At 63.6% G+C, this 24,563-nt stretch carries 24 protein-coding genes and 2 pseudogenes; 16 read left to right on the forward strand and 10 right to left on the reverse strand.

What is annotated here, in order from left to right; genetic code table 11:
• The 8 genes from TX78_RS13260 to glsA all read left to right on the forward strand — a co-directional run.
• On the forward strand, nucleotides 1-796 hold a 796-nt coding region (locus TX78_RS13260), incomplete at its 5' end, for a sensor histidine kinase (protein WP_233722223.1).
• Between the two features lie 17 nt (nucleotides 797-813).
• On the forward strand, nucleotides 814-1,593 hold the full coding sequence (locus TX78_RS09115; protein WP_044495840.1) for a response regulator transcription factor: 780 nt from the start codon (nucleotides 814-816) through the stop codon (nucleotides 1,591-1,593).
• Between the two features lie 25 nt (nucleotides 1,594-1,618).
• Nucleotides 1,619-2,947 (forward strand): M18 family aminopeptidase, encoded by a 1,329-nt coding sequence (locus tag TX78_RS09120; RefSeq protein WP_044495843.1) that lies wholly within the window; start codon nucleotides 1,619-1,621, stop codon nucleotides 2,945-2,947.
• A 152-nt stretch (nucleotides 2,948-3,099) separates the two neighbouring features.
• Nucleotides 3,100-3,402 carry a 30S ribosomal protein S6 gene (gene rpsF / locus TX78_RS09125; protein WP_044495651.1) on the forward strand — a complete coding sequence of 101 codons (303 nt, stop codon included), beginning with the start codon at nucleotides 3,100-3,102 and terminating at the stop codon, nucleotides 3,400-3,402.
• 51 nt (nucleotides 3,403-3,453) lie between these two features.
• On the forward strand, nucleotides 3,454-4,020 hold the full coding sequence (locus tag TX78_RS09130) for a single-stranded DNA-binding protein (protein ID WP_044495655.1): 567 nt from the start codon (nucleotides 3,454-3,456) through the stop codon (nucleotides 4,018-4,020).
• An 81-nt stretch (nucleotides 4,021-4,101) separates the two neighbouring features.
• Nucleotides 4,102-4,341, forward strand: a complete 240-nt coding sequence (rpsR, locus tag TX78_RS09135) for a 30S ribosomal protein S18 (RefSeq protein ID WP_044495657.1) — start codon at nucleotides 4,102-4,104, stop codon at nucleotides 4,339-4,341.
• 31 nt (nucleotides 4,342-4,372) lie between these two features.
• Complete coding sequence (rplI, locus tag TX78_RS09140) at nucleotides 4,373-4,825, forward strand: 50S ribosomal protein L9 (protein WP_044495658.1); 453 nt, start codon at nucleotides 4,373-4,375, stop codon at nucleotides 4,823-4,825.
• Between the two features lie 122 nt (nucleotides 4,826-4,947).
• Nucleotides 4,948-6,066 (forward strand): glutaminase A, encoded by a 1,119-nt coding sequence (glsA, locus tag TX78_RS09145; RefSeq protein WP_049897727.1) that lies wholly within the window; start codon nucleotides 4,948-4,950, stop codon nucleotides 6,064-6,066.
• A 126-nt stretch (nucleotides 6,067-6,192) separates the two neighbouring features.
• On the opposite strand, the gene TX78_RS09150 is transcribed toward glsA, so the two are convergent.
• On the reverse strand, nucleotides 6,193-7,317 hold the full coding sequence (locus TX78_RS09150) for an LLM class flavin-dependent oxidoreductase (RefSeq protein WP_044495659.1): 1,125 nt from the start codon (nucleotides 7,315-7,317) through the stop codon (nucleotides 6,193-6,195).
• A 789-nt stretch (nucleotides 7,318-8,106) separates the two neighbouring features.
• Nucleotides 8,107-8,898, reverse strand: a complete 792-nt coding sequence (locus TX78_RS09155) for an alpha/beta fold hydrolase (RefSeq protein WP_044495660.1) — start codon at nucleotides 8,896-8,898, stop codon at nucleotides 8,107-8,109.
• Between the two features lie 105 nt (nucleotides 8,899-9,003).
• Here TX78_RS09155 and TX78_RS09160 point away from each other — a divergent pair, with 105 nt between their 5' ends.
• Together TX78_RS09160 and dnaB are read left to right on the forward strand one after the other, a co-directional pair.
• Nucleotides 9,004-10,467 carry a condensation domain-containing protein gene (locus TX78_RS09160; protein ID WP_049897728.1) on the forward strand — a complete coding sequence of 488 codons (1,464 nt, stop codon included), beginning with the start codon at nucleotides 9,004-9,006 and terminating at the stop codon, nucleotides 10,465-10,467.
• Between the two features lie 24 nt (nucleotides 10,468-10,491).
• Complete coding sequence (gene dnaB, locus TX78_RS09165; RefSeq protein WP_081652705.1) at nucleotides 10,492-11,847, forward strand: replicative DNA helicase; 1,356 nt, start codon at nucleotides 10,492-10,494, stop codon at nucleotides 11,845-11,847.
• Nucleotides 11,848-11,882: 35 nt separating this feature from the next.
• Here dnaB and TX78_RS09170 read toward each other — a convergent pair whose 3' ends face one another.
• The 4 genes from TX78_RS09170 to TX78_RS09185 all read right to left on the reverse strand — a co-directional run bounded on the left by TX78_RS09170 (nucleotide 11,883) and on the right by TX78_RS09185 (nucleotide 15,015).
• Nucleotides 11,883-12,206 carry a hypothetical protein gene (locus tag TX78_RS09170; RefSeq protein WP_158644325.1) on the reverse strand — a complete coding sequence of 108 codons (324 nt, stop codon included), beginning with the start codon at nucleotides 12,204-12,206 and terminating at the stop codon, nucleotides 11,883-11,885.
• Between the two features lie 354 nt (nucleotides 12,207-12,560).
• Nucleotides 12,561-12,758 carry a hypothetical protein gene (locus tag TX78_RS09175; protein WP_147640462.1) on the reverse strand — a complete coding sequence of 66 codons (198 nt, stop codon included), beginning with the start codon at nucleotides 12,756-12,758 and terminating at the stop codon, nucleotides 12,561-12,563.
• A 193-nt stretch (nucleotides 12,759-12,951) separates the two neighbouring features.
• Nucleotides 12,952-13,623 carry a pyroglutamyl-peptidase I family protein gene (locus TX78_RS09180; protein WP_044495668.1) on the reverse strand — a complete coding sequence of 224 codons (672 nt, stop codon included), beginning with the start codon at nucleotides 13,621-13,623 and terminating at the stop codon, nucleotides 12,952-12,954.
• 42 nt (nucleotides 13,624-13,665) lie between these two features.
• Entirely contained in the window at nucleotides 13,666-15,015 is a 1,350-nt protein-coding gene (locus TX78_RS09185; RefSeq protein WP_049897730.1) for a galactokinase, read from the reverse strand.
• Between the two features lie 197 nt (nucleotides 15,016-15,212).
• Here TX78_RS09185 and TX78_RS09190 point away from each other — a divergent pair, with 197 nt between their 5' ends.
• Nucleotides 15,213-15,641 carry an organic hydroperoxide resistance protein gene (locus TX78_RS09190; protein ID WP_044495669.1) on the forward strand — a complete coding sequence of 143 codons (429 nt, stop codon included), beginning with the start codon at nucleotides 15,213-15,215 and terminating at the stop codon, nucleotides 15,639-15,641.
• Between the two features lie 97 nt (nucleotides 15,642-15,738).
• Here TX78_RS09190 and TX78_RS09195 read toward each other — a convergent pair whose 3' ends face one another.
• The 3 genes and pseudogenes from TX78_RS09195 to adh form a co-directional block, all read right to left on the reverse strand.
• Complete coding sequence (locus TX78_RS09195; protein WP_044495670.1) at nucleotides 15,739-16,473, reverse strand: PIG-L deacetylase family protein; 735 nt, start codon at nucleotides 16,471-16,473, stop codon at nucleotides 15,739-15,741.
• A gap of 115 nt (nucleotides 16,474-16,588) precedes the next feature.
• Nucleotides 16,589-16,991 (reverse strand): annotated as a pseudogene (locus TX78_RS09200) (DUF779 domain-containing protein).
• Nucleotides 16,992-17,022: 31 nt separating this feature from the next.
• Nucleotides 17,023-18,547 (reverse strand): annotated as a pseudogene (gene adh / locus TX78_RS09205) (aldehyde dehydrogenase).
• 153 nt (nucleotides 18,548-18,700) lie between these two features.
• Between adh and TX78_RS12725 the strand changes: the two are divergent.
• From TX78_RS12725 to TX78_RS09220, 4 genes are all read left to right on the forward strand, one after another.
• On the forward strand, nucleotides 18,701-19,192 hold the full coding sequence (locus tag TX78_RS12725; RefSeq protein ID WP_049897732.1) for a hypothetical protein: 492 nt from the start codon (nucleotides 18,701-18,703) through the stop codon (nucleotides 19,190-19,192).
• On the forward strand, nucleotides 19,185-19,892 hold the full coding sequence (locus TX78_RS12730; RefSeq protein ID WP_147640463.1) for a hypothetical protein: 708 nt from the start codon (nucleotides 19,185-19,187) through the stop codon (nucleotides 19,890-19,892). Before TX78_RS12725 ends, TX78_RS12730 begins: the two co-directional genes overlap by 8 nt.
• A 75-nt stretch (nucleotides 19,893-19,967) precedes the next feature.
• Nucleotides 19,968-20,993 carry an alcohol dehydrogenase AdhP gene (gene adhP, locus TX78_RS09215; RefSeq protein WP_044495672.1) on the forward strand — a complete coding sequence of 342 codons (1,026 nt, stop codon included), beginning with the start codon at nucleotides 19,968-19,970 and terminating at the stop codon, nucleotides 20,991-20,993.
• A gap of 108 nt (nucleotides 20,994-21,101) precedes the next feature.
• Nucleotides 21,102-22,364 carry a pirin family protein gene (locus TX78_RS09220; protein ID WP_049897735.1) on the forward strand — a complete coding sequence of 421 codons (1,263 nt, stop codon included), beginning with the start codon at nucleotides 21,102-21,104 and terminating at the stop codon, nucleotides 22,362-22,364.
• A gap of 5 nt (nucleotides 22,365-22,369) precedes the next feature.
• Here TX78_RS09220 and TX78_RS09225 read toward each other — a convergent pair whose 3' ends face one another.
• Nucleotides 22,370-23,272, reverse strand: a complete 903-nt coding sequence (locus tag TX78_RS09225) for a LysR family transcriptional regulator (RefSeq protein WP_044495673.1) — start codon at nucleotides 23,270-23,272, stop codon at nucleotides 22,370-22,372.
• A 154-nt stretch (nucleotides 23,273-23,426) separates the two neighbouring features.
• On the opposite strand from TX78_RS09225, the gene TX78_RS09230 reads away from it, so the two are divergent.
• Nucleotides 23,427-24,434 carry a Bug family tripartite tricarboxylate transporter substrate binding protein gene (locus TX78_RS09230; RefSeq protein ID WP_081652706.1) on the forward strand — a complete coding sequence of 336 codons (1,008 nt, stop codon included), beginning with the start codon at nucleotides 23,427-23,429 and terminating at the stop codon, nucleotides 24,432-24,434.
• The last annotated feature ends 129 nt before the right edge of the window (nucleotides 24,435-24,563 follow it).

The raw sequence follows: 24,563 nt of genomic DNA on the forward strand, positions 1-24,563 counted from the left end.
GGACTGGGCGCGGCGTTCCCACGAGCTGGCGCAGGTCGGTGAGCGCAACCGGATCGCCCGGGAGATGCACGACGTCGTCGCTCACTCCCTCTCGGTGATGATCTCGCTGGCCGATGGTGCCAGGGTGGTGATGCGCAAGAACCCCGAACGCGCCGGTGAGGTGCTCGACGAATTGTCCTCCACAGGACGCGGTGCCTTGGCGGATATGCGCCGAGTGATCGGGGTGCTGAAGAAGGGCGAAGATGTCGCCCAGGCTCGGCGACCCATCCACGAATCCCTGGAGGAGCTCTACGAAGGATTCCGGCAGGCCGGAATGCCGCTGACGGTGACCACCACTGGTCCGGCACTGCCGGATGACGCGGCCTTCGGGCTTACAGTGCACCGAATCCTGCAGGAGTCACTGACCAATGTGCTGCGCTACGGCAAGCAGATCACCGATGTTCAGGTCAGCATTGAGCATGTCCCGGTCACCAGCGCCGAAGAGCGCGAGCAGCTTAAAGCCCAAGGATTCTCCGAGAAGGAGCAGGAGGCTCTGGGACTTGCCGGAAGCCCCAAAGTGATCATCTCAGTCAGCGACGACGGCGCGCTGCTGCCTTCAGGAGCGCAGGAATCAGTGGGCTCCGGGCTCGGGATCAAAGGCATGCAGGAGCGTGCAGGCTTCTACAACGGCTCGGTCTACGCCGGACCAGGCAAGTATCGCGGCTGGAACGTGCGTGCGGTGCTCGAGCCGCCGGTGGGCAAAGCCAGCAGCGCCAAGCGAACCGAATCATTGGCAGAAAGTGAGAAGGCACAGTGAGCGAACCGATCAAAGTCATGCTGGTAGATGATCAGCATCTGCTGCGCATGGGCTTCCGGCTCATCCTCGAAGGTGAGGAGGACCTGGAAGTGGTGGCCGAAGCCGCCGACGGCGCCGAGGCGCTGGAGACTATCGACTCGCTGGGAGACGCGCGCCCCGACGTCGTCCTCATGGATGTGCGGATGCCGCGGATGGACGGGATCGAGGCAACCGCCGCTGTAGTGGAACGCTGGGCCGAGACCAAGGTCATCATCCTGACCACCTTTGATCTGGACGAATACGCCTTCTCCGGGCTGCAGGCAGGAGCCAGCGCCTTCCTGCTCAAAGATGTTGAACCAGCCGAGCTGGCCAATGCGGTGCGCGTGGTGGCCTCCGGGGACGCAGTGGTGGCCCCGCGGATCACCCAGCGGCTGTTGGAGGTCTACCTGCGGCAGGGCAATGCTGCCGGCGGGCTGGCTCAAGCCGGAGGTCCGGATGTTCCGGCGCTTAAGGCCGCCCCGCAGCTCGAAGGCACGCAAGCACGCTCTGCGGCCCCCGGGACCCCCACAGGCGCGCAGGTCTCCGCCGCGCTGAGCGACGGCATCACCCGGGAACCACTGACGACACGCGAGACCGAGGTGCTGTTCGCGGTGGCTGAGGGGCTGTCCAATGCAGAGATCGCCAGCCGCTTCTTCCTCTCCGAGGCCACCGTGAAGACCCATGTACGCCGGATACTGACCAAGCTGCAGCTGCGCGACCGGGTGCAGGCGGTGGTCTACGTCTACCAGTCAGGCCTCGTAGGGCCCGAGCAGCAGTAGCGGCGCTTGTCATAGGGTGGTGACCATGAGCACAGATGACCTGAACCCGGCTGCGCTGCCCGCAGATGAGCTGATTCAGAAGCTCGGGAGATTCGTCATGGAGTCCCCGTCCTCCTATCACGCTGCAGAAGTGACAGCGGCGACGTTGGTCAGCGCAGGCTTCACCCAGCTGGGGGAGCATCAGGACTGGCCAGCTGCGCCTGGGCGCTATGTGGTGGTCCGCGACGGCGCGGTGCTGGCCTGGGTGGTGCCCGAGAACGCGGGCCCCACTACTGCGCTGCGCATTCTGGGTGCTCATACCGATTCTCCCGGCTTTAAGCTCAAGCCCAAATCCACGGTGATCAAGGCCGGCTGGTTGCAGGCCGGCATGGAGGTCTACGGCGGGCCGCTGCTGAACTCCTGGCTGGACCGTGAGCTGCGCCTGGCAGGGCGTCTGGTCACCAGCGACGGCGCCACTCACTTGGCAGCCACACACCCGGTAGCGCGCATCCCGCAGCTGGCCATTCACCTCGACCGGCAGGTCAATGAGGGGCTGAAGCTGGGCAAACAGCAGCACACCATGCCGATTCTGGGCCTGGCCGGCAGCGCCGAGCAGGCGGCTGAGGCAGACGTCCTGCAGGTGGTGGCTGAAGCCGCCGGTGTCCGCGCTGAGGAGATCGACGGCTACGACGTCGTGGTGGCAGACGCGCAGGTGCCCGCGCGGTTCGGTGCCGCCGGGGAGTTCTTCGCTTCTGGACGACTCGATAACCTCTCCTCGGTCTTCGCGGGGCTCCAGGCTCTGCTGGACGTGGCGGATGCGGCCGCAGACGGTGCGGTCATCCCCATGCTTGCGGCTTTTGATCATGAAGAGCTCGGCTCAGCCTCCCGCTCCGGTGCTGCCGGCCCGTTCCTGGAAGAGGTGCTGGGGCGGATCTACGAGGGACTCGGGGCTACGGTCACCCAACGCGCTCAGGCATTGGCTGGATCCTGGCACTTAAGCTCCGACGCCGGGCACGCGGTGCACCCGAACTATTCCGAACGCCACGATCCGGCTAACCGTCCGTTGCCGAACTCGGGCCCGCTGCTGAAGATCAACGCTAATCAGCGCTACACCACAGACGCCCCCGGTGCTGCCATGTGGGCTCAGGTTTGCCGCGCGGCGTCGGTGCCGACCCAAGAGTTCGTCTCTAATAACGACATCCCATGTGGTTCCACTATCGGCCCCATCACCGCCACCCGGCTTGGAATCCGCACTGTAGATGTGGGCATTGCACTGCTGAGCATGCATTCGGCTCGTGAAATGTGCGGGGTTCACGACGTCGCCTACCTGCGTGATGCGGTGGCCAGCTTCTTCACTACTGAGCTCAGCGTCTAGGCACCGCTGGGAGGGCTCCACCGCCCTTGGAGCCAGTGGTGGTGCGTGTAGTAGACTTTATGAGTTGTGCGTCCATACGCACACGACGTGATTATTGAACCTCCTGTTACGGAAATCCCGTGACCGCAAGACCGAAGGAGGTGGGTTCACACATGCGTCACTATGAACTGATGGTGCTCGTCGACCCCGAGGTGGATGAGCGCACCGTGGAGCCGACTCTCGGCAAGTATATGGAAATCGTCAAGAAGGACGGCGGCTCCGTTGAGGAGATCGACGTCTGGGGACGTCGCCAGCTGGCTTACGAGATTCAGAAGAAGACCGAGGCGATCTACGCCGTCGTCAACTTCCACTCCACCCCTGATTCCGCCAAGGAGCTGGATCGTCTGCTGCGTCTGAATGAGACCATTCTGCGCACCAAGATCATCCGCCCTGAGGATCAGAAGATCGACAGCTGATCTTTCACCCCTAAATTCCCCACATAGGTACATCACGCAAGGAGCACCCCCATGGCAGGCGAAACGATTATCACCGTCGTCGGAAATCTGACGGCAGATCCCGAGCTCCGCTTCACCCCTTCCGGTGCAGCGGTCTCCAACTTCGTGATCGCCTCAACACCGCGGTTCTTCGACCGCCAGAGCAACGAATTCAAGGACGGGGAGACCCTCTTTGTGCGTTGCTCGCTCTGGCGCGAAGCTGCTGAGAACGCAGCGGAGTCGCTGACCAAGGGAACCCGCGTGATCGCCCAGGGCCGGCTGAAGGCCCGCAGCTTTGAGACCAAAGAGGGTGAGAAGCGCACCTCTTGGGAGCTCGATGTCGATGAGATCGGCCCCTCGCTGCGTTTCGCTACTGCTCAGGTCCAGCGTCAGGGCGGCCAGGGAGGCCAGGGTCGCCCCGGCGGCCAGGGCTTCGGCGGCGGTGCCCCCGCAGGCGGCGGCTTCGGAGGAGGAGACTCCTACGGCGGCCAGCAGTCCGGCGGATGGGGAGCACAGGGCGGCGGACAGCCAGACCCATGGGGAGGCCAGCCCTCCTCCGGGGGCTGGGACACCCCCAGCAACGACGAGCCACCGTTCTAAGCGGCTCACACAACACACCACATATCCACCATCCCGCGCCCGTGAGGGCTGCGGGCTCCACATATGAGAAGGAGCACCACGATGGCAAAGGCTGAACTGAAGAAGCCCAAGCCCAAGGCGAACCCGCTGAAGGCTGCTGACATCAAGGTCATTGACTACAAAGACACCGCCCTGCTGCGGAAGTTCATTTCCGACCGAGGCAAGATCCGTGCACGCCGTGTGACCGGCGTCTCCGTCCAGGAGCAGCGCAAGATCGCCCAGGCGATCAAGAACGCCCGCGAGGTGGCTCTGCTGCCGTACTCCGGCGCAGGCCGCGGCTGATCCCGGACCGGGAAGGAAAGGAACTACTGATATGGCAAAGCTCATCCTGACTCAGGAAGTGACCGGCCTCGGTGCCCCTGGCGACGTCGTCGAGGTCAAGGACGGTTACGCGCGCAACTACCTGCTGCCGCGCGGCTACGCACAGACCTGGACCAAGGGCGGCGAGAAGGACGTGGAGCGCATGCGCGCTGCACGTAAGGCTCGCGAGATCGCTACCGTCGAGGAAGCCCAGCAGATCGCAGAGAAGCTGCAGGCTCAGCCGGTGAAGATCAGCGTCAAGACCGGTGAGTCCGGCCGCCTCTTCGGCACCGTGGGTGCCGCTCAGGTTGCCGAGGCTGTCGAGGCCGCAGGCCTGGGTGCCATCGACCGCCGCACTGTGGAGATCCCCGAGCGGATCAAGGCAGTGGGCAGCTACACCGCCACGGTGAAGCTGCACGCCGATGTCACCGCAGCTCTTCAGCTGCAGGTCATCCCCGCCAAGTAAGGCGCAGCTGGAGCCTGAAGGCTTCAGCAGACCACAGCACAAGCTGGTCAAAGCGGTCCCGGAGAATTACTCTCCGGGGCCGCTTTGCCTATGCCCACAGGCAGCCTCGTTAGGGTAGGCCTATGACGGATACCCAGGAACAGGACCCGGTAGAACGCTATTTGGCTCAGGTCCTGGCTGACTGCGGTGAGGATGAGTCCGGACACGTGCCCAGCGAGGCCGAACTGGCTGATACTGAAGGCAGCGAGTCAGCCGAGGGCGAGCAGCAAAGCTCGCAGTCAGGCGAAGAACAGTCCGACGAAGAACAGTCAGACGCGGAACCCGTGCGCCACGCTCTGGCTGTGGTGACGGCCGCCGGGGCTGAATACGCGGCTGGGGACCGGGAGCACCTGTTCACTATCCAGTCCATCTCCAAGCCCTTTGTGTACGCCATGGCTCTTGATGAGATCGGACACGACGGCGTGCAACAGGCAGTGGGTATGGAGCCCTCAGGGGAAGCCTTCAACGAGCTTTCCCTCGAAGGGGGTACAGGGCGTCCGCTGAACCCGATGATCAACGCCGGGGCAATCGCCACTCATCAGCTGATCAGCGGTGCCCACGGAGAGCCGACCGTGCTCCCTGAGACAGCCTCACGGGCAGGACGCACCGACGAGGTACGACGTCGTACCGCACGCATCATCGCCGGACTCTCCGCGTTCGCCGGGCGTCGGCTCCAGGTGGACTGGGCCACTGCCGATGAAGAGTACGAAGAGGGCTACCGGAACTTCGCGATCGCCCACATGCTGCGCACCCACCACGTGTTTGACGCAGCACCTGCTCATGTGGTGCGCGGATACATCGACCAATGCGCTGTTCTGGTGACTGTTCAGGACATTGCCCGCATGGCAGCGACTCTGGCGAATAACGGCGTGCACCCTGAAAGCGGCACACGCGTGATTTCGGCCAGAGCAGCGCGCCAGACGCTGAGCGTGATGGCCACCTGCGGCATGTATGACGCCTCGGGCCGCTGGCTGGCTGAGATCGGCATTCCCGCCAAATCGGGAGTCTCAGGCGGCATCATCGGCGTGCTGCCCGGGCAGCTGGGGCTGGCCTCCTTTGCCCCGCGGCTCAATGACGAAGGCAACAGCGTTCAGGGCGTCGAGATGTTCAAACGGCTCACCGATGACTTCGGGCTGCACCTGATGGCCAGTGACCGGGTGGATATTGCAGACAACCTGCACCAAGGCCGACCCAGCGACTGATTCAGCGCTCTGCGCTGAACCCTTCCAGTGGACGATTTGCTGCGTTCTGTGTCACCGAAACATCAGCAAATCGTCCACTCGAGCGTGGCTTGACACACTAACTGAGGGAGCCGGCGACGTCCTGGACTAGCTGGCGTCGTCGTTCTGATTGCCGCCGGGTATCGGTTCACGGCCAGCTGCGCGGCGCTGTTTCAGTGCCTCATGTGTGGGCGCCTGCGGTGTACCTGCAGGCTGGCGGGCGGCGACCTCGCGGCGCAGCACCGGGACTACTTCTTCGCCGAGCATATCGATCTGTTCCAGGACAGTCTTCAGCGGCAGCCCAGCGTGATCGATGAGGAACAACTGACGCTGATAATGCCCGGCGTAGTCGCTGAAGCTCAGGGTCTTTTCGATGACCTGTTCCGGGGTGCCCACGGTCAAGGGTGTCATCTCGGTGAAATCCTCCAGCGAGGGGCCCCCGCCGTAGACCGGAGCGTTGTCGAAGTACGGACGGAACTCGCGCACCGCGTCCTGGGAGTTCCGGCGCATGAACACCTGGCCGCCCAGGCCCACGATGGCCTGCTCAGCGGTGCCGTGCCCGTAGTGCTCAAAGCGCTGCCGGTAAAGGTCCACCATCCGTCCGGTGTGTTCCTTGTTCCAGAAAATATTGTTGTGGAAGAAGCCGTCACCGTAATAGGCGGCTTGCTCTGCGATCTCCGGGGAGCGGATGGAACCGTGCCAGACGAAGGGCGGGGTGTCATCCAGCGGCCGGGGGGTGGAGGTGAAGTCCTGCAAAGGAGTCCGGTACCTGCCCTGCCAGTTCACCTCAGTCTCACGCCAGAGCCTATGCAGCAGTGCATAGTTCTCCACGGCCAGCGGAATACCCGCCCGGATGTCTTTGCCGAACCACGGATAGACCGGACCGGTATTGCCACGTCCCAGCGTGAGGTCGATGCGTCCGCCGCTGAGATGCTGCGCGTAAGCATAATCTTCGGCCAGGCGTACCGGATCTGTGGTGGTGATCAGCGTGGTTGCCGTGGAGAGGATGATGCGCTCAGTCTGAGCCGCTATGTACGCCATGAAGATGGGCGGGTTAGCAGGCGCAATGAACGGGGGATTGTGATGCTGCCCGATGGCGAAGACATCAAAGCCAACCTCTTCGGCCTTCTTTGCGATGGCCACAGTGGCCTCAATGCGCTCATGTTCAGTGGGGACACGGCCGGTCGTGGGATCCGGGGTGACGTCACCGATGGAAAAAATGCCGAACTGCATAGCCGCTCCCTGAGTTGACCGTGGCCGGGTCGTACGAATCTTTCAAATTTTAACTAAGTCTACCTCACGTAGCGTGGAGTGCCTAGTGTTGGAAGTGGAGGCCAGTGCTGGCGCGAAACTACGCCCGTGCAATTTTCACCCCTGTGGACAACCTGTGGAAAATTAGCCCAGAAAAGTGTCTATACACACAACAGGGAGTTAACAGCAACCCTGTCTAAAGCGCTGAAATCTCCACAAAAAGATAATTAATTCACAGGTGTGTCGCTGCATAACCCCTATTCAGGCCGGGATGAGATAACACGGTCAGTGGATATCCACAGAGTTACCCTCAGGTTCTGCACAGGACACGCCGCGGAGTCCACACTTTATCCACAGGGCGTGTGAAGAAGGGTATTGCTCCAGGGTTGCCGGGGCCATACAGTGTGAAGCGTCCCTGGAGGACCATGGTGCTGTATGGCGAATGTCACTGCAGTTCCTGGCAGAGCTCACTAGGGCTCGCACTTGATGTGGGTATTGGCTGGGTACGCCCAGCGCTCATCCATATCACTACCGGCGGCCAGCGGGCTGTCGGGCTGAGAAAACAGGGCAGGTCACGCTTCGCGGCTGCCCTGCCGTTCTCTCCAGGGACAGGGCGAGCGGGGGTTGAAGTTTGCACCTGCTCCCCCAGGATCGGATCGCCGGAACCGGCAATGGGAAGGGGATCACGGCAGTCGTCGTGATCCTGCCGGTACCGCGTATGCGCCAGTCCGGCGATCCGGTCCCGTCCACCGCGCTGCGTCGTCGCGCTCCTTACGGTTGTTGGCCCCGGTGCCGGGAAACAAAACGTGCCACCCGACTCGGCCAGCTCTCCAGATCTTCAGGGGTTTCGGCGATGCTCAAATGTGAACCCGGGATCAGCCGGTGCAGTTCCTCTGCTGTAGACACCGGGTGAGCATGATCATCAACCCAGGCAAGGATCTCCACTGGAAGGCGCAGCGAAGCGACCTGCGCCTTTGCTGGTAAATCTGTCTGAGCGGCTCCGCGGAATATCGACGGCAGTAATTCCTGGCTCACCGCAGGAACGCGCTCTTTGGGGCGATCGGCCAGCGCCGGAGGTGGCAGCACACTTGCCCCGACCCTCACAAAGGCACCGATGCCATGATCCTCCACCAGCTGGGCTGACTTCAGATAGGACTCAGCCTGAGGTGCTCGGGTTCCCCAGGCGGTGGGTGGCACCAGCAGGGTCAGCGTGGCGAAACGATCAGGATCGGCAAGTGCGGCATAGAGCTGGGTGGCAGTGCCCATCGAGGGACCTGCAGTATGGACCTTCTCGCCGGGGGCGACCTCATCAAGGAGTGCAAGCAGATCCTCTGCCAGCTGGGACCAGAGGTAATCCTGAGGGACCGGGCGACCGGTTGAAGAACCATGGCCGCGAGCGTCATAGCGCAGCACGCGAAAACCCTTGAGGTCGGCGGTCATATCCAGCCCGGCACGATGCTCACGCCAGGCACTGGAGGTCAGGCCGTGCATCTGCACAAAAAGCGGGCCCTCCCCGGTGACCTCATAGGCAAGCTTTGCCCCGACAGTCTGGAATATGGCCACAGCCGCTCGTCCACCTTTATGCGCTTCGCATCCTCAACAGGCCCTGTTACCTGGAGGTTTCCCAATTGACACCTGCCGTTGCAGATACGCATCTACACTACGCCTATGCGGCTGACCAATGTCTCCCAGATGCACGTGCAGCCCGGAATGCTGTTCAGCTGCAGCATGACGGTGCACCCTGCGTTTTTAGATGACCAGGCCGCGCACCTGCCGGTCTCCTTCGATCAGGCCCGGCATGTGGGCTTCGGTTCGCGGCCCGGCTCGTGGATGGCAGTGGCCTTCTTCCTGCCGCAGGTCGCCGACCGGCACATCATTGCCGTAGCCTGGCAGCATGTGATCGCACGGCACGGCACGCTGCGCAGCGTCTTCACCTGGAAGACGACGCCGGCACCTGCCGACCGCACCGATGCAGCGACCAACGCTGGGGCCGAGACCGAACTGAACCTCTCCCCAGTCAGCGTGCGCGCAGGCGATTGGCAGCAGCTGAAGCCAGAGCCAAGCCCGGTCGCTGCAGGCTTCACCAGCGCCGGTTCTCACCAGGCTGCAGGGGGGTCCGCGGAGCCCGAGGCTGTGATGTCCGCTGAGCAGATCCGTGCAGCCCTTCGAGCTCACTTTGACGCGGTCTGTGACCCTTTCGGTCAGCCCAGCTACCGGTTGTGCGTGATCGAGGATCCGGATCAGCTCAAGCCGCCGCAGATCGTCATCGGAGCAGATCACGCCCATGTGGATGCCTGGTCCCTGCTGGTGCTGGCCCGAGACCTCTCGGCCATGGTGGAAGACCTCTTAGCCGGGCGCGAACCCGGAGCGCAGCTGCCCGAGGCCGAAGCTTTCAGTGATCATTCGGCGCTTCTGGATGAGAAGCCGCTGCCGCCGCAACAGGTGCTCAGCCGCTGGCAGGAGATCCTCGAAGCCGGTGGTGACGCGATGCCGACCTTCCCGCTGAACCTGGGGGATCTCTCCACCCCAGTGGATGAGATGGTGGAGATCCGCGACGTCTTTGATGCCGAGGAGCTGGCCTATCTGGAGGCGTACGCCGCCTCCCACGGAGTGCGACTGATCGCCGTCGCCATCTCGGTGATGACCAGGCTGGCCCGCGAGCTCAGCGGCTGCCCATTCCGGGCCGTCTTTCCGGTCCACTCCCGGGAGAACCCCCGCTGGTTCAACTCAGTGGGCTGGTTCATCACCAACTCCGTGTTGGAGAACGACGACGAGGACTACAGTGCCTGCTACTCAGCGGTGAAGGAAGCCATCAAGCTGGGCTCCTACCCGCTGGCACCGATTATGCGCCCCTACGGGGGTATGCCGCAGACCCCGGGGATGTTCGCCATGTCCTGGCTGGATCACCGGAAGCTGCCGGTCAATGTTGACGAGGAGCTCAACCCCCAGCACGTCTCGGCGGTGATCCGCACTGACGGGGTGATGATCTGGTTTGTCATCAACGGATCCGGGCTGCATCTGCGCTGCCGCTACCCCAATACGCGGCAGGCCAGGCGGGCCATGCGGACGTGGCTGGCGGGACTGGTCTACGGACTGCGGGCGCCATTGGAGCGGGGCCTGGATTCGGCGTAGGACCGGTACCCTTAACGGGTGACGATGGATACCTACGACCCCAGCACCGGAGCCGGCGCCGAATCCCGCACGCCCCCGCAGGACATGGTGGCTGAACAGTCGGTCCTCGGCGGCATGATGCTCTCCAAGGACGCCATCGCTGATGTGGTGGAGATCCTGCGCGGACGCGACTTCTACCGCCCTGCGCACGAGATGATCTACGAGGCGATCGTTGACCTCTATGGACGAGGCGAGCCCGCCGACGTCGTCACCATCTCTGATCACCTCAATAAGCGTCAGCAGCTGCAGCGCGTGGGCGGTCCGGCGTATCTGCATAATCTGGCGCAGTCGGTGCCCACCGCCGCCAATGCGGCGTTCTACGCGGAAATCGTGCGTGAGCGAGCCATCCTGCGCCGGCTGGTAGAAGCTGGCACAAAGATTGTGCAGCTGGGCCATAGCGCCGACGGCGAGGTGGACGCCATTGTTAACGAGGCGCAGTCTGAGATCTATAACGTGGCGGAGAACCGGCAGAGCGAGGATTATGTCCGGCTCTCCGAGGTGCTGGCGCCCACCATCGATGAGATTGAGACCAATGCTGCCCATGATGGTTCGCTCACTGGTATTCCCACGGGGTTCCGCGAACTGGATGAACTGACCCATGGTTTCCATGGCGGGCAGATGATTGTGGTGGCAGCACGTCCGGCAATGGGCAAGTCCACTCTGGCCCTGGACTTTGCCCGCTCTGCTGCGGTGAACAACGGCATGGCCGCCGCGTTCTTCTCCCTGGAGATGGGCCGCAATGAGATCGCCACCCGATTGCTCTCGGCAGAGTCCCGGGTGCTCTTCGGTGATCTGCGCAAGGGCAATCTGCAGGACAGCGACTGGGAGAAGATCTCTCAGGCGGTAGACAAGCTGGACTCGGTTCCGCTGTTTATTGACGATTCACCGAATATGTCGCTGATGGAGATCCGCGCTAAGTGCCGGCGCCTGAAGCAGCGCAACAATCTGAAGCTGGTAGTGCTGGACTATTTGCAGCTGCTGAGCTCGGGGAAGCGTGTGGAATCACGCCAGCAGGAGGTCAGTGAGTTCTCCCGAACCCTGAAGCTGCTGGCTAAGGAGCTGGACGTGCCGATTATTGCGCTGTCACAGCTGAACCGTGGGTCGGAATCTCGCCCGGATAAGAAACCGCAGGTCTCTGACCTGCGCGAGTCAGGGTCCATTGAGCAGGACGCCGATATGGTGATCCTGCTGCACCGGCCTGAGGTCTATGACAAGGAGACCGAGCGTGCCGGGGAGGCTGACATCATTGTGGCGAAGAACCGTAATGGGCCCACCCGCGACATTGTGGTGGCGTTCCAGGGTCATTACGCCCGATTCCAGGACATGGCGCGGGATTTCTAGCCCTGACCCGGCGCGCGCAACGGAGGCGACGGTGCCTAGAGGCCGCCGCCCAACACCCCGAGGATGCGGTCCAGCAGCAGGAAGCCGACCACTAGGTAGACCGCGCCGATCCACAGTGAGTGGGTCAGCGAAAGCCAGAAGCGCCCGGTGGCGATGAGTAGCCCGAAGGCTGCCGGGGTGCAGGCCATGATGTAGCCGGAGACCAGCATCCACAGGCCGCTGAATTCACCGGCGGCCAGGAAGAAGACCCCTACCCCGACCATCCAGGACCAGGTGGGCTCAAAAAGCAGTGCGGCGATGACCAAGCCGGTCACTATTGCCCAGAGATAGCGCCCCGCCTGTAGCGAACCGCGTGCCACAGTCTGCCCGCGGGTGGGGGCGTGGCTGGTGGTCTGCGGTGTTCTGGGTGCTTTGCTTGTTCTGGGTGCTTTGCTGCCGAGGTGCTGGCGGGACTTCTTGCCCTGCTTCTGAGCCCTGTGTCTCTGCTGCTGGGGTCGCTGAGACTGGCTCTGCGCCGCGGGTTTCTTCGACGAGGCCCCTTTGCGAGGGGCCTGTGATGAGCGGCTGCGTGGGGCGGGGGTCTTCTTCGCCGGAGGACGACTAGAGCTGGATCTGCCAGCTGGCCTCCGGGCCGTCGTCGTGGATTTTTGGTTCTTGCTCATCGCCCTTAAGCGTATCGCCGCCGGGCGTGTGTACTGCGCTGATAGTGATACTTATCCGCCGATGTAGGGGAGCATGAGGATCAGCAGCATCATCCCGATGCCAACGGCAAGGGTGATACCGACTGCCCGGTTGGAGGCGGAGACTCCAAGGTCATCCGGATCTCTGGGGCGGATGTCATGCTCCTCGTCACCGCGGGGGGACCTGAACTGGAAAGGTGTATTTCCCGGTCCTGATTCCTGTGACGTCATGAAGACCTCGCTGGTCGATCGGATCAATGGACTTGCTGAGGAAAAGCCTAGAACCGGTCATCCGCGCGGTGGCGGATTTGGGTCATAGTCTCGTCCTTCCTGCCTATCGACTGTAAGCACCAACTCTGGAAGTGACCTGTGCGCAGCGTCGACCTTTGCCTCCACTTTCTGCCCTTCCTGGACGCTGTGCTGGTCAGTGCAACGAGCCTGCGGGCCGGGCCTCGTCTTCAGCTGTGACGAAGGACTCAGCCATCAGCAGATCCACCGCGGTTGCCGCTTCTGAGACGGTCAGTGGGGCGCTGTGCGCGTGCAGGTCCGGCACGTGAAGGAACCCGGCAGGAATCTGCTGTTCGGTGGCAATCAGGTGATGCAGCAGTGTGTAGAGGACGTCATTGCAGACGTAGGTGCCTGCGCTGGTGGACAGCTGCACGGGGAACCCGGCTTCAGCGATCCGACGTTGTGCTGCTTTAAGCCGCAAGGTGGAGAACAGGGCGGTGTCTGCACCCGGCACCACGGGGGCGTCGTCGGGCTGATTGCCGGCATTGTCCGGGATGCGGGCATCCCGCAGGTTCAGTCCCACCCGTTCCAGGCGCAGGGCGTCGGTGCCGGCCGCCAGACCGAGGCTGATGACCATATCCGGCTGCTGATCGGCGATAGCGGCTTTGAGGACATCCCCGGCGCGGTCGAACTCCACAGGAAGGCACGCCGTGCTGACGACGACGCCGCTGTGCTCCTGCTGAGTGGTCAGCTCCTGCAGGCGGGCTCGTCGGGCGACCTCCTGAGCAACATCCCAGGAGGGGTTGTAGTCCAGGCCTCCGAAGGCCTCGAATCCGGTCAGCAGCACACGACGGGTCTCTGTGGTCATGTACTGAAGCTTAGGTCCGCGCCGGCGTCGGCTGCTTAAGCGTTACACCGCGTGGGCGGCCGCGGAGGGGGTGACCTCCAGGAAGCGGATACTCGGAGAGAGCCCGGCAACAGCCTCGATCATCTCAACAGCATTGTCCTTGGACACCAAGGTCAGTACCGAACCGCCGAAGCCGCCGCCGATCAGCCGGGCGCCCACAGCTCCCTGGGCCAGGGCGGTGTCCACTACCCGGTCGGCAAGCTCGAAACTGACCTCCGCCGATTCGCGCATGCTGGTGTGCCCGGCCGTCATGGCATCCCCGATCATTGTGGCGGTGTGATCCACCCCGTGGGCCTCGCCGGTGAGTAGGCTGTGGATCTTCTCCGAACGCACCATTTCGGTGACCGCATGGCCCAGCCGACGTCGGCAGGCCGCGGTGTCAAAGCCGTTGATCTCCGCGCGGCCCGCACTGAGCCGATCGAACTCCTCTAAAACTTCTTCAACGTCTATCTTGCGGCAGGTGCTCGGCAGCGCATCCCGCAGCCGCTTCACACCCAGCAGATCCGCAGCTGCCTCGGACTCCGCGCGGCGGTCCCCGAAGGCGCTGGCTGCCAGCTGATGCGGCTGACCGGTGTCAACAGCAATAAACCGATAGCCGCGCAGCAGGAAGGAGATATCCAGGCGCTTGAGGCTGAAATCCCGACAGTCCAGAGACAGCAGTTTGCCCTCGGCTCCGCGCATGCTGGTGGTCTGATCCAGCCCGCCGGTGCCTGCTCCCACCACTTCTACCTCAGCACGAATGCAGGCTTCAGCGAGCACTGCGCGCTGCTGGTCGCTCAGCGCCCGGGTGAGTTCTGCGCCTTCATTCTCCTCACCGGTCTGGGTGCCCACGGCCACAAAGGCAAGCGCGGCGGCACACTCTAAGGAGGCTGATGAGGACAGCCCGGCACCGATCGGCAGTGTGGTGCGAATCAACAGGTCAGCACCGAAATCCGAGGCCGGGCGCAGCTCGGAATGCTCATCGTCTAACTGCTGCAGCGCCCAGAGGACACCTGAGACGTACTGAGTCCAGGTGGCGGTGGAGCCCACTGACTCGCCGTCGTCCTTCTTTGGTCCGGTCTGGCCGGCGGGGATTTCGATGACGCCCTCGTCCAGATTGATATCCAGGGTGCGCAGCCGCAGCAGGCCGTCTGTACGCGGCGCCGCGGCCACATAGGTGCCGTGGGGCAGCGCCATGGGCAGGCAGCGCCCGCCGTGGAAGTCGATATGTTCTCCGTTGAGGTTCGCCCGGCCGGGAGCGAACCAGACCCCTGCTGCTTCCCGCCCGAACTGCTGTGCAAAGCGTTCGGTCAAAGATGAGGCGATAAGAGAAGGGTCGCCGGCGGATAGCCAGCGGGCATTGTCGTTACGCATAGGTGCCCTATTCTGCCACCGCTGCGGCCGGGGTAGGACACCATCGGCAGCTGGCGACGCGGTGAGTGCGCTACAGGTGAATTCTCCAGCTGATGTCTAGCCAGTGCGAGCAGAGTGTGGTGTTGTAAGAAACGCGCGACGCCAGCGGTGAGCATGGCGCCGTCGTCCCCATTGAAGCGAGCAGAAGGAGCACCACCATGGCTGTTGAAGTTCTCTACACCGCTGAGGCCCTGGCTACCGGCGATGGCCGTAATGGCCGCACCAAGACCGCTGATGGCACCGTCGATTTCCAGCTGGCAGCCCCTGAGGCTCTCGGCGGATCCGGCCAGGGCGCCAACCCGGAGCAGCTCTTCGCCGCCGGCTATGCAGCCTGCTTCCACGGGGCGCTGCGCAAGATCGCCGGTGACTCCGGTGTTGATGTCACGGACTCCGCCGTGGGCGTGAAGGCCTCCATCGGTAAGGACGACGACGGCGGGTTCGGCCTGGCCGTGGAGATTGAGGTGCTTCTTCCCCACCTGGACAAGGAGCAGGCTCAGGAGCTGGGCGACAAGGCCCACGCCTTCTGCCCCTACTCCAAGGCCACCCGCGGCAACATCGACGTGAAGGTCACCGTCACCGACGACTGATCCCTGACCGTCTCTGACACAGAGGCCCAGCAGGCGCGGCGCACAGCTGCTGTCTGCTGGGCCTCTGTGGTGCTTCCGATGGTGAAGCCCAGGAGCGTCACACCATGCGGTGCACCGCGACCCCAATGGCGTGCTCGACGCCCGGCTCGGCGGTGCGCTGGGCGAACTCGGCGCTCATGCCTTCGAGCATGCTGCGGGGATCGAAGTCCCCGCCCAATTCGGCGATGTACTCGCGATGCGCCGCCAAAGAGGCGATGCCGCGCTGGAGGGGCTCCCCGGTGACGTCGATGAGATGGGTCGGCTCTGCGCCGTGGACCAGCAGCCACGCCGCTCCCCAGGGCTCGAGCCCTTCCTGCTCCGCGAGGTCCCGGTGGACCCAGGGATTGTCGGCGTCGCGCATGGCGTCCACGGTGGCGATGCCCGTGGCCCTGTGATCAGCATGGTTGAGCCCCCATCCGACCTCGAGCTCCCAGGTCTGGGTGAGGACGACGTCGGGCCGGGTCTGGCGAATGCGGCGGGCGATCGCCCTGCGCACTTGGAGGCTGGGCTCCAACAAGCCATCGGGGAAGTCGAGGATGCTCAGATCCGTAACGCCCACCGCCTCGCAGGCGTCTCGCTGCTCTGCGGCGCGCAGCGTGGCGACCTCTTCGGGATCTCGGGAGCGCATACCGGCCTCGCCGGCGGTCAGTAAAAGGTAGGAGACCTCGATGCCGCGGGCAGTCCACCGGGCTGCGGCGGCCGAGCCTCCGTATTCCATATCGTCAGGATGGGCGACGACACAGAGCACACGGCGAATGTCTGCGTCCTCAAAGAGCGGGAGGTGATCGGACATGGCTGTTCTTCCTCCGGCAGGTGGTGGGGCGACGACGTCTCACTTGATTCCACAGGACTGGCGCCTGATGCGCAACAGTGAAGGAGCGCTGCCCAACCAAGGCCGCCACGTGGGTCTAACCGGAGGTCACCGGTTTCAAGCGCTGGAGCTCATCCTCGGTGAAAAGACGGGAACGGATGATGAACCGGCGACCGGTGGGTCCTTCAATGCTGAAGCCGCCCGCGTCCCTCCGTGACGTCGATGGTGATGTGGGTGTGGGACCAGTACTCGTACTGACTGCGGGAGATCCACACCGGCACCGGCTCGGGGGTGCCCGGCTCCAGCTCCCCGAGCAGGACGTCGGCGGCCCCGGTGAGGAAGGTGCCCTGGGTGTAGCACATGGGCGCCGAACCGTCGCAGCAGCCGCCGGACTGGTGAAACATGAGGGGCTTGTTGTGCTCCTCGCGCAGCTGCCTCAGCAGGGCAGCGGCCTGTTCGGTGATGGCGACTCGTTCGGCGCCCATGGCTGACTCCTTCATCGTCCGATGGACGGTCGGTGCCCGGCTGGTTTTAGAAGAACCCGAGCTTGTTGGCCGAATAACTGACCAAGAGGTTCTTGGTCTGCTGGTAGTGGGAGAGCATCATGAGATGGCATCTCCCTGCCGATGCCGGACTGCTTGTAGCCTCCGAAGGCGGCATGTGCGGGGTACTGGTGGTAGCAGTTGGTCCACACGCGCCCGGCCTGGATGTCTCGTCCGGCACGGTAGGCGAGGTTCGCCTCACGCGACCACACGCCGGCTCCCAGACCGTAGAGGGTGTCGTTGGCGATCGAGATGGCCTCGTCGTAGTCGGAGAATCCTGTCACGGAGACCACCGGCCCGAAGATCTCCTCCTGGAAGACGCGCATGCTGTTGCTGCCCCGGAAAATGGTGGGTTGGACGTAATAACCCTCTGAAAGATCGCCGCCGAGGTCGGCCCGGGCACCTCCGATGAGGACTTCAGCGCCCTCCTGTTGTCCGATGTCCAGGTAACTGAGGATCTTCTCCAGCTGATCATTGCTGGCCTGGGCCCCCACTTGGGTGTCGGTGTCCAGCGGATTGCCCTGGACCACGGCCCGGGTGCGTTCCACGGCGGCCTCGAGGAAGTCGTCGAGGATGCTGCTCTGGATCAGGGCTCGGGAGGGGCAGGTGCAGACTTCGCCCTGGTTGAGGGCGAACATTGTGAAGCCTTCGAGGGCTTTGTCGTAGAAGGCGTCGTCGGCGCGTGCCACGTCTTCGAAGAAGATGTTGGGGCTCTTGCCGCCCAGTTCCAGGGTCACGGGGATGAGGTTCTGCGAGGCGTTCTGCATAATGAGCCGGCCGGTGGTGGTCTCACCGGTGAACGCGATCTTGCGGATCCTGGGGCTGGAGGCCAGCGGTGCCCCTGCCTCCGCGCCGAAGCCGTTGACCACGTTCACCACGCCCTCGGGGAGCAGGTCGGCGATGAGTTCCATCAGCAGCAGGATGGTGGTGGGCGTCTGTTCAGCGGGTTTGAGCACCACGGCATTGCCAGCGGCCAGGGCAGGAGCCAGCTTCCACGTCGCCATCAGGAGCGGGAAGTTCCAGGGGATGATCTGTCCGACGACCCCTAGCGGCTCGTGGAAGTGGTAGGCCACGGTGTCGTGGTCGATCTCGCTGATTCCGCCCTCCTGCGCCCGGATGGCCCCGGCGAAGTACCGGTAGTGGTCCACCGCCAGAGGCAGGTCGGCGGCCAGCGTCTCCCGGACCGGCTTGCCGTTCTCCCAGGTCTCGGCCACGGCCAGCATCTCGAGGTTCTCCTCAATGCGGTCGGCGATGCGGTTCAGTACCACGGCGCGGTCTGCCACCGAGGTCTTGCCCCAGGCCGGAGCTGCCTTATGGGCAGCGTCCAGGGCCAGCTCAATGTCCTCAGCGGTGGATCTGGGGATCTCGGTAAAGGGCTTGCCGGTGACAGGGGACGGGTTCTCAAAGTACTGCCCCTTCACCGGGGCGACCCATGCGCCTCCGATGAAGTTCTCGTAGCGCTCCTTGAAGGTCACAATGCTGCCTTCGGTGCCTGGCTGTGAATAGATGGTCATGACAACCTCCGATGAGTCTGCGTGTGTGATCTGCATCGCGGTATGGCCTCACGGTAGGTCCGGCGGGGGTGCAGTCACGTTGCATAGCCAGGAGGCACGCTTGCGACCTACTATGTGATGTAACGCACACTCTTCAAAGGTGAAGGAGTGACCATGAAGGCCGTCCCCGACGAGCCCAGCACCTGGGGGAATCTCAGACCGGAGCTGCGTGAATCGTGGCGTCGATCGGCGGCGTTTCTCAGTGATCCCGGTGCCGCGCAGGCCCCGGTGGAGCTCCCTGAGGATGACCTCGTTGAGATCCGGCAGGCGCATCCGCTGCGTTTGGTGCTTCCCGTCTTTGATCAGCTGCTCATTCGCCCGGCGGCGGAAGCGGGACTGATCGTGGCCATCGGCGACGCTGAAGGCCGGCTCCTCTGGGTCGACGGCGACCGGGGGGCGCTGCGCCGCGCCGAGTCCTCGGCCTTCCAGCCCGGTGCGCGGTGGTCCGAGCAGGCCATTGGGACGTCTGCTCCCGGCGTCGCCCTGGCCACCGGGCGAGGCGCAAGTTCACCAGGAGGAGCACTTCGCCCTCTCGGCGCATCAGTTCTCTTGTTCTGCTGCGCCGATCCGCAACCCTCATACCGGGGCTATCCTCGGGGTGGTTGATCTGACCGGGGACGAGAAGGCCGTGGCCACACACTCACTGCCCCTGATCTACGCCGCGATCTCGGCCGCTGAGGCAGAGCTGAAAGTGCTGCCCGCGGATTCAGGACTGACTCAGCTCATCACTCTGGGCACCACCATGCCGCTGATGGGAACGGCCTCAGAGCGAGTGCGTCTTGGCCTGCGGCACGCGGAGATTCTGACCCTGCTGGCGTGGCACGGGGGGCCGCAGCTGGGCACGGGGCTTAGCTGCGGGGAACTTGCGGAGCTTTTGTTCGGCGAGCCCGGTCACGAGGTGACACTGCGTGCCGAAGTCGTGCGCCTGCGTCGAATGCTCAGGACGACTCCCGCGGCGGGGGGAGCGGATCTGGTTTCCAAGCCCTATCGCCTTGATCGCCCCGTGGAGCTGGACGCGGTCCTGGTGCACCAGGCCCTGGTCACCGGACAACGGCAGCTGGCCCTGGATATCTACGGGGGGCCGCTGCTTCCGGCCTCTGAGGCCCCCGGAGTGGTGGACCTGCGGCGCCAGCTTTCCGTTGAGCTTCGGGAAGCGGTGTTATCCGACGGCACTCCGCAGGAGCTGTGGCGGTACCTCCAGCTGCCCGAGGCTGCCGATGACGAGGAGGTCATCTACACCGCGCTGCGAGTCCTCCCGGCGGATTCTCCTCAGCGAGCCGCTCTCGTGGCCCGCATGCAACGGTGATGCAACCCGGGAGTGACTAGCGTCGCTGGTGCATCTACCGGTTGCGGCCCGGGCCGCACTGATCAGGGAGAGATTATGAGCACCATGACCGCCGCCGTCGTCGAGGACTTCGGTAAAGAGCTGAACATCACCGACTATCCCCTTCCCGAACCGGGCCCCGGCCAGGTTCGTGTCCGGCTCATCGCCTCGGGAGTGTGCCACACCGACCTCCATGCTGCCGAAGGTGACTGGCCGGTGAAGCCTACGCCCCCGTTCATCCCCGGCCACGAGGGGGTCGGAGTCGTGGAGAAGCTGGGAGAAGGCGTCACGGAGCTCAAAGAGGGACAGCTGGTCGGGAATGCGTGGCTCTGGAGCGCATGCGGGTCCTGTGAATACTGCCGCACTGGATGGGAGACTCTGTGTGAGGCTCAGACCAACGGCGGGTACTCCACAGACGGGTCCTTCGGGCAGTACATGCTTGTTGACGCTCGGTTTGCTGCCGTGATCCCTGAAGGTTCGGACCCGCATGAGATTGCCCCGGTTCTCTGCGCGGGTGTGACGGTGTACAAGGGCCTGAAAGTCACCGACGTGCGACCAGGCCAGTGGGTCGTGATCTCCGGGATCGGGGGACTGGGTCATATCGCCGTCCAGTACGCCGTCGCGATGGGGATGCGCGTTATTGCCGTGGACATCGCGGATGACAAGCTGGCACTCGCCGAGAAACACGGAGCCGAGATCACGCTCAACGCTATGGGCGTGGACCCGGCCCATGAGATCCAGCAGAAGGTCGGCGGGGCCCACGGCGTCTTGGTGACAGCTGTTCACCCCAGCGCCTTCGGTCAGGCCATTGCCATGACCCGGCGTGGAGGCACCATTGTCTTCAACGGGCTTCCTCCCGGAGAGTTCCCGGCCCCGATCTTCGACATTGTGCTTAAAGGCCTGACCATTCGAGGGTCCATTGTCGGGACCCGGCAGGACATGGAGGAGGCGCTGGACTTCTACGCTCGAGGGCTGATCCACCCGACGTACTCCAAGCGGCCTCTGGGGGATATCAACGCCGTCTTCGATGAGATGCATCACGGCAAGATCGACGGGCGCGTTGTCATCGACTATGGCGTCTGAGTGACGCTGCAGCGGAATGCCTGAGCTGCAGCGCGGACGGCGGTGTATGGATGAAGTCTCTCCTGCACCGCCGTTTCTTATTTCCTTCACGATTGAAAGAATGAGGACATGAGTGACGCCCCGGTGAAGGAACAGCTGCAGGAGCAGATCTGCATCAACGGCCCCTACACGTATGACTCCCGTGGACGGAGCGACGACGACGGCCCCGCCAGCTCTAGCAGCGGGCTGCGCGACGGCGTCACCCGCACCGAATCAGGCGTGCAGCTGCTGGAACCTCGCGATGTGCCCTTGGGCGGGCCGCGAGCCATGAACGTCCGGCGCACGCTGCCGCAGCGGGCGCGTTCATTAGTCGGCGCGTGGTGCTTCCTGGACTTCTACGGTCCCGATGACCTCACCGAGGCCACCCCGATGCGCGTTCCCCGTCATCCCCACACGGGGCTGGCCACCTGCTCCTGGTTGTTCTCGGGGCGCATCGACCATATGGACTCCGCCGGCAACTGGGCCACCGTCCGGCCGGGTGATGTGGCCATGATGAACGCCGGACGCGGCATCAGCCACTCCGAGTACTCCAGTGCCGACACCAAGATCCTCCACGGGGCTCAGCTGTGGTACGCGTTCCCGGACGAGCACCGCTTTGTGGAGCCCTCCCTGGAGACCCACCATCCCGAACCTGTTGCCGGAGAGGGCTGGCAGGCCAAGGTCTTTGTCGGAGATCTCCTGGGACACCGCTCACCCGTGAAGACCTATATTCCGCTCACCGGCGCGGAGCTGCGCTTGGAGCCCGGCACAGTCCTGGACATCGACGTGCCCGCGGGCCATGAACATGCACTGCTGCACGTCAGCGGCGCTGTGAAGTTCAACGGGTGCGAGGTTCCCCCTGATCACCTGGCCGTGGTCGAGACGGGGGCCACCAGCCTGCGTGTCACAGCGGGGGAGGAGCCGGTCCTGGCGCTTCTGATCGGGGGTGAGCCGCTGGGGGAGCAGATCGTGATGTGGTGGAACTTCATCGGCCGCTCCCACGAGGAGATCGCGGCCTACCGCGCGGCCTACCAAGCCGAGATGGGCTTTGAAGCTCCCGGCGAGGACTCACCGCTGGCGCAGCGACTGGGGCTGCACGGGGGCGAGGCGCCGTCGTCGTCGGTGGGCAAGGACACGGAGACCGCCGCGCACCCCGACGGCAGCGAGGAGGAGGTCACCGTGGAAGCTGGCGCACTCGGAGACCCCGTGCACGGTGAGCTGCGCGATGCGCTCGCCGGAACCGCCTACGACGACGGCAGGCCCTTCCCGCAGTTCGGGGACTTCCCTCCGGGTCAGGCCGCGCCTCTGCCGGCACCGGAGCTTCCCAGCAGCCGCATGCGCCCGCGCGGCTGACCACACTACGGCGACATCAATCCAAGCCCCGTTTGTTTAAGGTGGCTGAGCAGTTTCGCCATGATGGGATTGGTGTTCGTCGGAGACCACAGAGCATGGAGTTCGACTTTTGTGCGTGTGGTGTCGTGCAGAGGCAGGTACGTCACCCCGGATAGGTGAACCTGTTGGGTCGAAGCTGGTACGAACGCGATTCCTCGACGTGCTCTGACCAGAGACAGGATCGTCAGCACCTGCGAGGCCTGATGGACTACGCGCCCCTCCCTGATTGGTGCTATACGCGTGACCAGGTGATGGAAGTACTGCGCGGTGAGGGGAGAGTGCATGATCAGCGCCTGTCCACCAAGGTCCTCGGGGTCCAAGGGGAGGGGCCGACGGGTTAGTTCGTGTCCCGCAGGGACGGCCAGGACAAGGTCCTCCTCTAGAACCTGCAACGTGTGAATATCCTCGGGAATCCCTGAGGGGCGTCCAAGGCTCAGGTCGAGCTGGTGCTCCTGGAGCATCCGTACCTGGTCCCGTGTCACGAGCTCATGCATATCGACGGTGACATCCGGAGCCACGCGGTCCATGAGGGCCAGGAAGGCATTCAGGGCATCAAAGCTCGACGTCGTGGTGAAGCCCAGGCGCAGCAGCCCAGTTTCCCCCTCAGCGGCGCGTAACGCTGCCGAAGGTGCTTCATCCGCGAGAGTCAGTAGGCGATGTGCATTCTCCAGGAAAGCTTCGCCGCCGGCGGTCAGGCGCACGGATCTGTTGGTGCGGTCGAGCAGCACCACCCCGAGGCTCTTCTCCAGCTTCTGAATCTGGCGGCTCAACGGGGGTTGAGTCATGTTGAGCCGCTCTGCCGCATGACCGAAATGCAACTCCTCGGCGACGGCGACAAAGCAGCGGACCTGATCCAGGGTGTAGCTCATGTCTGAAGGGTATCATTTGATGCAGTTCGGATGTTAGACAGGCATCGTTCCGCCTCTTTAGTATGACGCATACCACGTGATCACTGTCACAGGAGCGAGCTCTGAGCCAACGGCGGCCGGGCCCTTCTGTCTATCTGAAGAGAGGAGGGTGCGCATGCAGCGCAGAATCTCTCGACGACGTTTCCTCGGTGCCGTCGCCGCAGGTACCGCGGTAGTAAGTCTCACGGCGTGTGGCCACGGCACCATGCTTCACGCAGCAGGTGCTGGGGGAGAGTTCCCCAGTCAAGATATTGAATTCATCATCCCCACCGCGCCGGGTGGAAGTCACGACACGCTCTCGCGGATCATTGCCCAGGGGCTTCAGGACGAACTGGATGTCAACGTCACTCCGGTCAATAAGCCCGGTGCGGGTTCGACCATTGGAATGCGCCTGATCGCCGACGCTGACGATCCGTACCGCATCGGATTGCTTCCGGGCAACGTCCTGGAGGTTCGAGGCCTCACCGTCGAGGAGAACAACCCGTTGGGTGTTGAAGACTTTACGGTCATCAGCGGCATCACGGTCGAAGATGTTGTCGTGTACGCGAGCCCGGAAGCCGGGATAGAAAACGCACAGGACCTCCTCGAACTGGATCAAGAGGTTATCCACTTCGCGTCTGCCGGTCCCGGAACTACCACCGGGACTGGGTTGATGCTCTTCATGGAGCACCTGCCCACTCGTGTAGTGGAGGTTCCCTTTGAAGGTGGCGGTCCCGCTAAGACCGCAGTGTTGGGCGGACAGTTGCCCATCGGTGCCGCTCACCCCGGGGAACTGATACCAGACGTGGAGGCTGGGGACCTGATTCCCCTGGTGGTCTTGGGTACTGAGCGCAACGAGGCTTTCCCAGACGTCCCGACCGCCCAGGAGCTGGGATTCGATATGGATCTGCAGCAACGCCGTGTGTTCGTGGGTCCTCCAGGTATGGACGAAGAGGTCCGTGAACTCCTGGAGCGTTTGGGACAGGAGGCGGCCCAGAGCGAAGAGGCGCTCGCCACCCTGGACCAATGGGCTATGGAATTGGAGCTCGACGCCGGGCCCGAGGCCGCTGAGAACATCGTGGAGCGCACTGATGGTTATGTGCAGCTCGTCCAAGACCTGGGAGTCGATTTGCATGACAACTGAAGAAACCTCAGCTCATCAGGACCTGGAGATCGAAACAGAGCCACGGTCGGAGGAGACGGGTTCGGAACGACTTTTCCTGCTCTCTGCTGCTCTCCCGGCGCTAGTTGGTCTCATTTTCGTCGTCCAAGC

The sequence above is a fragment of the Nesterenkonia massiliensis genome (genome assembly GCF_000455245.1).
In the GTDB taxonomy this organism is placed as follows: Bacteria; Actinomycetota; Actinomycetes; order Actinomycetales; family Micrococcaceae; genus Nesterenkonia; species Nesterenkonia rhizosphaerae.